We start from the raw sequence: 8,705 nt of genomic DNA, 5'->3' as shown, positions 1-8,705 counted from the left end.
GCTAACAAAGCCAAATGCGAAAACTGTAAAGGTGAAGGCAAATGCGACAAGTGTGCTAACAAAGCCAAATCCGAAAACTGCAAAGGGTGCAAAGGGTGCGCTAAAAAAGGCGACCACGCACATAAAGACTATTCACATAAAGAGCATGCTAGCGCCAAGCATACACACGCTTGCCCTATGAACGCTGAGATTACAGGTATTGCTGGCGATACATGTCCAAATTGCGGCATGGATTTAATGCCAATAGCTACTAGCTCAAGCGCCCAGTCACACGATTAAGAAACAAGAGTAAGATACAAGAGGAAAAACAAGAGTAAGAAGCCGCACTTTCGAAAATTCTGCTCTACAAAAACCACGTTTTAGCATGCTAAAGCGTGGTTTAATATTTGATATGATTAGCACTACCTATAATAAGCTTGATAACAAACATCTGCAATTCAAACGAATCTCAACGATTATCAGTTGCTATTTATTTGTTCAATGCAAACTGTCAGACTGATTTTGATAATCAAACTTTGGCATCGACCATTGATATCGAATAGCCAACATTCTAAAACTAAAACCAAAAGTCACAGCAACAGTCAGGCTTATCCATTCAACAACCCCAGTAAACTTCATAACCACGTACAAGGTTGCCGTTAATAAAGCGACGATTGCGTATAGTTCTTTCTTAAAAATTAGCGGCACTTGATTACATAAAATATCTCGAATAACGCCGCCGAAAACACCTGTCACAACGCCCATTACAATCGCTATTTCTGCGCTATATCCAAGCATTAAAGTTTTCTGTGCACCTACAATTGAGAATACAGCGAGACCAATAGCATCAATTGCCAAAAACAATCTTGCTAAGTAGCGCATTAGCGGCGCTATCATCACAGTAAGTAATGAGGCACCTGCGATGGCCAACAAATAGTGTACATTTTCAATCCATATAATTGGGTAGTTACCGAGCAACATATCCCGTAAGGTGCCACCACCTATTGCCGTTACGCAACCAATAATCACCACACCAAACAGATCCATTTGTTTTTTACCGGCGGCTAACGCGCCAGTCATCGCCTCTGCTAATATGCCTATGAGCCATAAAGCACTGATAACTTTAACTTCTAACATAAAATGTACTGACTAATAAAAAGAGAGCGGATTTTGCGCCTATTTATGTAAAAAATACAGATACAAAAATTGTTTTTTCACATTATTTTTTTTAATGCATAAAAATAATAAAAATTAATATTTCATATAAATGCTTAAGTAAAACAGATTGAACTTACAGATTTATTAATAGTAATAATCAACAATGTACAATAAAAGAACCTTAACCCCAATAACACCTATAAGCACTTATTATGACTCCTGCAACTTGGCAATTTCCGATTGAACTAACAAATACGCCCGCCAATAATTAAACATGCCACCTAACAGAAACAAGCAGCTACCAATCATGTACTGCCAAGCAAGAAAGTTAAGAATAAGTAAGTGATCATTAGGCGACTCGAACGCCCATAAATACGGCACTGATGCCATGCCATAAAGCACTGACCCGACGATGAAACATATGGAGGTTAAATTCATCAATTGCAGTAATTTCACAGAGTCAGCTTTGATAATCAAAAAGATGTTCGCCGCTGCTCCAACAATAAACAGTGTACTGCCAATAATGAATAACCAAGTACTGACAAGCGCCCAGTCAACTTGAGGAAAGCTGGTTATACGGCCAAATACAAAACATAGTGTACCGAGCAAATAAGTCGCCCCCGCAAAGTACTCTAAAACCTCATCTGTTTTATGAGTACTATGGTCTTTCCAGTAACGTCGGATTTCGGCCATATCATGCACATTCACCACTAAATACGTTAACGAGGCAGCAAGGAATATCCAACCACCGATATAGGCATATTCAGCTCTACTCGGGAAAAAGAAAAAACTACCTATAACAAACAGCACACCACCCAACTTATAAGCAATTGCATTGATGGTTTCCCAGCGAAATTGTGCTCTCAGCGCTTTTTTATCTGCGGTAAGGTTTAAAATGCGGCGTCTATTTGAAAAGGCGTGTGGCATAAATAGCGTTTTCCTGTCGGTGTATTTAATAAATATGGTCGGTAAGTGATGGCTGCAATTAAACCTGACTGTCACAAAGCATGTTAACTAACAAACCTCAATCAAACGAATCACTTATGTAGGAGCGCACCCTACAAATAATCATTCCAGAAACCGTTAAAATATTCACAAGTAAAACTAACCGTTCGCCTAGCTTTGCTGTTTCTAAATAAGCTAACGTAAGCTTGCTACGCTCAGAAACAACCTCCAACTAATGCACAAATCATCCTTATAAACTTAATCATCGCCATGTAACTAACATGAGCAGTTGTTAAAAATCGAGCTAAAATAAACTAGCCAAATTAATGAAACAACAAGGAATGACGATGGATTTCGATACAATTAATGGCGCGCTAGACAATATCATTGCGATATTAGATACACCCGTTTTTACCGTCCAACAAAAAGCCATCAGTGTTGGCGATATTCTGTTTATTCCCTTTTTACTCCTGATAAGTTATTTCGTTCTTAAAGCGATCATTAAATTATTAACCAGTCGTATGACTAAAAAAGGAATGAAACCTGATGTAGTGCACTTGGTTAGCCGCATTACCTATATTCTCGGTATTGTCACCATGTTAGCCATAACATTGGAACTGATTAATATCCCCATCACGGCTTTTGCATTTCTCTCTGGCGCTGTCGCAATTGGTGTCGGTTTTGGCGCTCAGAACATCATTAACAACTTTATTAGTGGCTGGATTTTAATGTGGGAACGTCCAATTAAAATTGGAGATTTTTTAGAGGTTGATGGCGTTAAAGGGAATGTAGAAGCCATTAATACTCGATCAACTCGAATTCGCCGTACTGATGGCGTGCATTTATTAATACCTAACAGTAAATTACTTGAAAATACTGTTATCAACTGGACCTTAATGGATACTAAAACACGCACCACTATCAGTGTTGGCGTGGCATATGGCTCGCCTTGTCGTAAAGTGGCTCAATTAATCGAACAAGCTGTTTCAGAGCAAGAGTCCATATTAACAACCCCTGCTCCTTCCGTAATCTTCAATGACTTTGGTGACAACGCCTTAGCTTTTGTCGTCTATTTTTGGATGGAAGCAAAAATGGAAGGCCAACTGCGACAAACCAGTAGTGAGATACGCTTTCGAATTGACGAATTATTTGAACAGAACAAGATTGTAATTGCTTTCCCACAGCGAGATATTCATCTAGATGGAGCACTAACCATCTCCCACACCAAAGAAGATTAATTCAACAATTTCGATGTAGATGAGATGAGATGATAATTTATTCGCGCATAAAACAGACTTTTTAGTCTGGATAACAGCAGTTTCTGCCATTTTCCTTAGCAAGATATAAATGTTGATCGGCCATGGCATATAACTGATCAACTTGCATGCTAGTACCTGTCCACTCTGAAAGACCAATACTGATGGTGATGTGTATAGCCGTATTGTTATATTCAAAAGTGGATGTTTCGACCATAGCGCGAACTCTTTCAGCTAAAACTTTGGCATCATTCATTGAAGTATTATTCAGTAAAATGGCGAACTCCTCGCCACCGATGCGGGCAAAAATATCACTTTCCCTCATGAGTTGATTTACATTTTTAGCCAAATTAACTAAGACATAATCTCCAGTTTGGTGCCCATGCGTATCATTAACTTTCTTAAAATAATCAATATCAAACATCAGCATCGACACTTTTCTTCTATCTCTAAGCGCCATCATAAGAACCTTTTTCGAGGTTTCAAAAAAATAACGTCTGTTATAAGCATTGGTTAAATTATCAACAATAGAGAGTTTCCTGAATTCCTCAGCACTTTTCTCTATTTCTTCATGAGCTTCAATACTTGATAAACGACTATGATACATAGACTTAGACAGTAAGATTGTTGCAGGAATATAAATTATCGCGAATACCACCATGGCAATATGCTGATGCTCGCCATAATAAAACATGATAAAAACTTGAGGAATTATCATCGCAAAAAAGAATACTAAATAAGCCTTATAAAGCGATGTCATAGATAATGTCGCAGCAGTAATGATGCCTATCGCTACCACAAAACTAACCAGCTCAAATGGTTGAGGTGCGAAAATAATAATCAGTACAGACGAAACCATCCAAGTGAAAGCTTGAAATAGATTAAGGCCTATAAATACCATTTCCTGTTGGCTCAAGCCCTTAGCATTGTCGTCACTCAAATGCTGTTTAAACATTTTTATATTGAGGTATCGAGCTACCGCGAGAAGTAACTGCAATGAAAACCAAGCCAATAAAATAGTGATTGGAATAAATGAGATGAATATAGAAATATAAGCAATAGAGACGATAAGCATGGCAATCATTGCCCTTGGCGTTTGTTCTACAACAATTTCAATTAGTTTGGGGTGAACTGCAGACATCCTATCTCCATATATAACCATACACACAAATAGTAGACTATCTCACTAATTAAGTTAATAAATTAACGCTCATCTTTTCAATAACCTAAAGCATTTCCTCCTCAATGCTTTAAATGTCGAAATACCGCAAAATTAGTAATTAAACAAGATTCCGATTTAGCAATGAACAGATTCATCATCAGCTGGATGACGCTATAAACCTATCACGAGGTTTAGGTCGACTTTATTAAAACCTATCTTTGGTATCACATCGTAATGAGATAATGACTCTTGTTTATTCTGCAATATATTTTTCAATGTAATTAACTGACTGAGTAACACCCCAAATACCCTACATAAAACTACCCTGTGACTTATCTATAGATAATAATCAATTCAAGTTATTGATTTTAAATCTGTAAATTATTATTTACCTACGACTAATGTCTGAGTCCAAAACTGCTTTTATTGTTCGCTATGGCCACATGCTTCAGATAAGGTGCCTCTAATCTATATCCCGAGTCTATATCCAAAGCACTTTTAGCAAGTGAAATTTAGTAAGTGAGTTTTAGTGAATGAACTTTCTTGAATGAACAATAGGAATAATATGAGCAGTAATTCTGAATCAGTACATGAGCAAGAAAGTGACCAATCAACAAAAGCAAACAAGTTAAATTACCAACAGCAACATCAGCCAAGTTCATCGTTTAATAGTCGAGAAGAATATCTAGAACACGAGCTCAGCATCATGGACCCAAAACGCTGGCGTCCTAACCTACCTTTCAAAGATTTTCGCTTTGAACCAGAAGATTCAATTGCAGCTATGGCTGCAACCATTGGTAAAGTTGTCATGGTGGGCGCGATTGCGACAACCTTTGCAACATCACTAGGGCTTGAAGAAAGTTTCATCTTAGAAAATGTCCGTTATGAACTGATTATTGCTGCATTCTTCATTGTTATCTTTTCAGGTTTTTTATTACCTACAGCAAACTTAGCTGGCACCCATGGGCCGTTGATCCCAATCATACCGATTGTGGTTGCAGCAGGTGGCCACCCAATGGCCTTTGGATTACAGATTGGCGCACTAGGATTAATACTCGCTATTAGTAAAGGCGGCAGTATGCTGGCAAACCTCACCAGTAAAGGTGTGTGCGGAGGGCTACTCTTGTATCTAGGCTTTGTCGGCACCGCATCACAAGTAAAGAAATTGTATGCATGGGCTGATGGTATCGGCATGGAGCACATTGCTTTTATTGTGATTTTTTGCACCATTATTCTGTACGCATTACTGGAACATTGGCGAAAACGTTGGCTTGCTGTGCCATTAAGTTGTTTACTGGGCGGCACATTAGCCTTTGCCATGGGCGCGCCATTTGAGTTTCACACTGCCCCAGGTTTACCTAATATGAACCCAATGTATTGGTGGGGAGATAACTCAGGTTGGATGCTCGGTTTACCGACTATCGAAAGCTTCATGGTCGTGCTGCCTTTTGCCATTTTAGCCGTTGCTATGTGGTCCCCTGATTTTTTAGGCCATCAAGTATTTCAAAAGATAAATTATCCTCCACGTACTGAAAAAGTACATATGAACATTGACGATACCATGACCAGCGCCTCAATTCGTCAAACAGTAGGCTCACTACTTGGTGGGGCTAATTTCACTTCATCTTGGGGGACTTATATTGTCCCAGCTGCGATTGCTAAGCGCCCTATTCCAGCGGGTGCATTACTTACCGCATTGTTTTGCGTTATTGCTGCGCTATGGGGTTATCCAATGGATCTTGCTATTTGGGAACCTGTGCTGTGTGTTGCACTGGTCGTTGGGGTATTTATTCCATTACTTGAAGCAGGTATGGAAATGACTCGCGAAGGTAAAACCACCCAATCTGCCGCTATTGTGGTGTTTTCATCAGTATTAGTGAACCCTGCATTTGGCTGGTCACTCACCATGCTATTGGATAATTTAGGCTTGATTGGCTGTAAAGACAGAAGCGCAAAACTGACTAGAATGAATCGCTGGATAGCACCCAGTATCATGTTTGTCATTCTCACAGGTGTTATGGCACTAGTGGGTTTACTACCCGGTATTCCGGCCATCATTTCGGACTTAAAATAACGCTGGTGAGTTGTGTATGAAAAGTCATGCCCTAGGGAAATTAACGCCATAGGGCATGTTTACAGTGAGCTTATTTGTTTAACACAAATTGATTTATTTGATTCTGGGCCAAGGCTTGATCCATCGTGCCCTTAAGCAGTTTATACATCAAAATAGACGCATCAATTTCTGTTTTACGATTGGTTAAGCTTTCAATATTCAAGCCTAATGGGATATTAAGTGGAATAACGGCGCCCAAAATCTTCTGCAAATTACTGTAATTAACTTTAATTGATTCATACAGTGGGTCATCTGCAGACAAAATACGGTTACTGGTTTCTTCAGGTACTGATACCCCTAACCAATTAATAAATTCTAATGTTTTAGCACTACCACAAGGCGAAAAAGTCAGGATCACTCGATTGGGCTTGATATTATTCAGCTCACACTCTTCAGCGTAACTGGTAAGCATATCGATAGTGGCTTGGGCGTTATACACCGCTTGCGTGATGTAGTATTCACAGCCTTTATTGGACTTACCTAATAAACGGATATGTTCATTCTTTTTACTTAAATGGCGCTCAGCAATGGCAACACCACCAAGGTAAAACTCCTGAGAGTGTTCCGATAACACACGGTATGCATCATTTAATGGTAGAGAACTTGCGACTTGCGCGGACGGCGAGCCGACCAATACGATGTCTCTGACATTATTTTGATACCAAGCCCGAGATAACCACTCGTTAAAACCTTGTTCATCAAGGCCTGCAACACTCTTATAAGCAATTACAGGCTTACCAGACTTTTGATTGATCAATTGAGCATAAGTGCCAGAATCATGGGTCGCTTTAAACGGAAAAGGTCTTGGCGCATCAATACGGCTAGTTTCATCTTGAATATCGTAAATGATCAAACCATCAAAGCTAATCTCATCAAGGCGCGCTAATAACTTATCAGCAATAGTACTGACCATTTCAAAATCGGTATCGATTTTAGGTGGGGTTGTGCCAATAAAGTAGATCCCACGGTGATGATCGGATGAACGCTGTTTTAGGGATTTTCTCATGTTTAGCCGTCTAGATGGATGTTATCTACATTGTGTCTGAAATTCTCACGTTTGTTAAGGCCAGATAGAATGATTTTTTGTAATGTTTAAAATGAATAAAGCTCATAATTCTTGCTTTGCAGTCATTCTGAAATCACCTGCGGGAATTTCCCCTTTTGTAAGTACGTTATAATTGCTGATTGCTGATGGCTCATAGGCTCGCCTATCTCACACTATCTGAACCTGAGTCGACCTTTAAAAAGATGTTTGGTGGTTTATTATTTACAATCTCAGCCCGAAGATAAATAATAGCGCAACATTGATTTCTTTAGAGCCAAACCATGCCTACCCACAAAAACGTTGCGATTTTTACCAAAGCGGAGCAAATATGTCGCGACAATGGCGTTAAGTTAACGGAGAAAAGAAAAAATGTTTTAGGCGTATTACTGAACTCCAGTAAGCCGCTATCCGCCTATGAAATTGTTGATATCTACCGCACCACACATCAAGAAGCATTAGCCCCTATGTCTGTGTACCGCATGCTCGATATACTGAGTCAATTGCCGCTTGTGCATAAATTATCTTCTGAAAATAAATATTTGGCTTGTTCACACATCACTTGCGAACATGCCCACGAAGTTCCTCAGTTTTTGATCTGTAAAACCTGCGGCAAAGTGGCAGAGAAAGGCATTCAAACCAGTGTCATTGAGGCATTAAAAGACAGTATTAAACAAGCTGACTTTCAACTCATCAATTCTCAGATTGAAATACAATGCTTATGTAAGGATTGTGCAGCTTCAAATTAACTTTTGTTTCGCTTGGCCTGGTGATGATTTTGGGTTCATACAATGCAAAGCTGGGTACAATCAGTGCAACTCTCCATTCAAACTAGGGCGTGTCATTGGTTAACTTACCAACTCACATACTCTACCGTCCTTAATCTAGAGCCCTTAATCTAGAACTCTTAATTTAGCCCCATTAATCTAGAACCCTCAATTTAACGCCCTTAATCTAGAACTCTCAATCTAGAGCCCTCAATTTAAACCCCTTAATCTAGAACCCCTAATCTAGAACCCTTAATTTAGAACCCTCAATTTAAAGCCCTTA

Annotated in this window: 8 protein-coding genes; 4 read left to right on the top strand and 4 right to left on the bottom strand. The window is 39.2% G+C overall.

Translation table 11 applies throughout. From position 1 onward, the window contains the following. Window positions 1-279: heavy metal-binding domain-containing protein (locus tag AB4153_RS20210; RefSeq protein WP_371998488.1), on the top strand; the 279-nt coding region annotated here is incomplete at its 5' end. A 198-nt stretch (window positions 280-477) separates the two neighbouring features. Here AB4153_RS20210 and AB4153_RS20205 read toward each other — a convergent pair. Together AB4153_RS20205 and AB4153_RS20200 are read right to left on the bottom strand one after the other, a co-directional pair. Beyond that, window positions 478-1,116, bottom strand: a complete 639-nt coding sequence (locus tag AB4153_RS20205) for a trimeric intracellular cation channel family protein (RefSeq protein ID WP_371998487.1) — start codon at window positions 1,114-1,116, stop codon at window positions 478-480. 231 nt (window positions 1,117-1,347) lie between these two features. Next, complete coding sequence (locus AB4153_RS20200; RefSeq protein ID WP_102528303.1) at window positions 1,348-2,064, bottom strand: YrhK family protein; 717 nt, start codon at window positions 2,062-2,064, stop codon at window positions 1,348-1,350. Window positions 2,065-2,429: 365 nt separating this feature from the next. On the opposite strand from AB4153_RS20200, the gene AB4153_RS20195 reads away from it, so the two are divergent. Continuing rightward, the gene (locus AB4153_RS20195; protein ID WP_371998486.1) at window positions 2,430-3,320 is read left to right on the top strand and encodes a mechanosensitive ion channel family protein; all 891 of its coding nucleotides are present in this window, start codon (window positions 2,430-2,432) and stop codon (window positions 3,318-3,320) included. 61 nt (window positions 3,321-3,381) lie between these two features. Here the strand turns inward: AB4153_RS20195 and AB4153_RS20190 are convergent, their stop codons facing one another. Continuing rightward, complete coding sequence (locus AB4153_RS20190; RefSeq protein ID WP_371998485.1) at window positions 3,382-4,479, bottom strand: GGDEF domain-containing protein; 1,098 nt, start codon at window positions 4,477-4,479, stop codon at window positions 3,382-3,384. A gap of 586 nt (window positions 4,480-5,065) precedes the next feature. On the opposite strand from AB4153_RS20190, the gene AB4153_RS20185 reads away from it, so the two are divergent. Continuing rightward, window positions 5,066-6,574, top strand: coding sequence for a DUF3360 family protein (locus tag AB4153_RS20185; RefSeq protein WP_371998484.1), 1,509 nt, complete (start codon window positions 5,066-5,068; stop codon window positions 6,572-6,574). A 70-nt stretch (window positions 6,575-6,644) separates the two neighbouring features. Here AB4153_RS20185 and AB4153_RS20180 read toward each other — a convergent pair whose 3' ends face one another. Beyond that, a complete protein-coding gene (locus tag AB4153_RS20180) occupies window positions 6,645-7,619 on the bottom strand; it encodes a methylenetetrahydrofolate reductase (RefSeq protein WP_371998483.1) in 975 nt (324 codons plus the stop codon). Window positions 7,620-7,939: 320 nt separating this feature from the next. Between AB4153_RS20180 and AB4153_RS20175 the strand changes: the two genes are divergently transcribed. After that, window positions 7,940-8,404 carry a Fur family transcriptional regulator gene (locus tag AB4153_RS20175; protein WP_102528298.1) on the top strand — a complete coding sequence of 155 codons (465 nt, stop codon included), beginning with the start codon at window positions 7,940-7,942 and terminating at the stop codon, window positions 8,402-8,404. Window positions 8,405-8,705 lie beyond the last annotated feature (301 nt).

Origin of the sequence: Shewanella sp. 10N.286.52.E4, assembly GCF_041468785.1 — a bacterium.
Classification (GTDB): Bacteria; Pseudomonadota; Gammaproteobacteria; order Enterobacterales; family Shewanellaceae; genus Shewanella; species Shewanella electrodiphila.
This window is presented reverse-complemented; position numbering and strand designations above follow the sequence as displayed.

Coding starts and splice junctions, on each gene's coding strand:
- AB4153_RS20190 (WP_371998485.1), bottom strand. CDS start 4,479: ATGTCTGCAGTTCACCCCAAACTAATTGAAATTGTTGTAGAACAAACG.
- AB4153_RS20180 (WP_371998483.1), bottom strand. CDS start 7,619: ATGAGAAAATCCCTAAAACAGCGTTCATCCGATCATCACCGTGGGATC.
- AB4153_RS20185 (WP_371998484.1), top strand. CDS start 5,066: ATGAGCAGTAATTCTGAATCAGTACATGAGCAAGAAAGTGACCAATCA.
- AB4153_RS20175 (WP_102528298.1), top strand. CDS start 7,940: ATGCCTACCCACAAAAACGTTGCGATTTTTACCAAAGCGGAGCAAATA.
- AB4153_RS20195 (WP_371998486.1), top strand. CDS start 2,430: ATGGATTTCGATACAATTAATGGCGCGCTAGACAATATCATTGCGATA.
- AB4153_RS20205 (WP_371998487.1), bottom strand. CDS start 1,116: ATGTTAGAAGTTAAAGTTATCAGTGCTTTATGGCTCATAGGCATATTA.
- AB4153_RS20200 (WP_102528303.1), bottom strand. CDS start 2,064: ATGCCACACGCCTTTTCAAATAGACGCCGCATTTTAAACCTTACCGCA.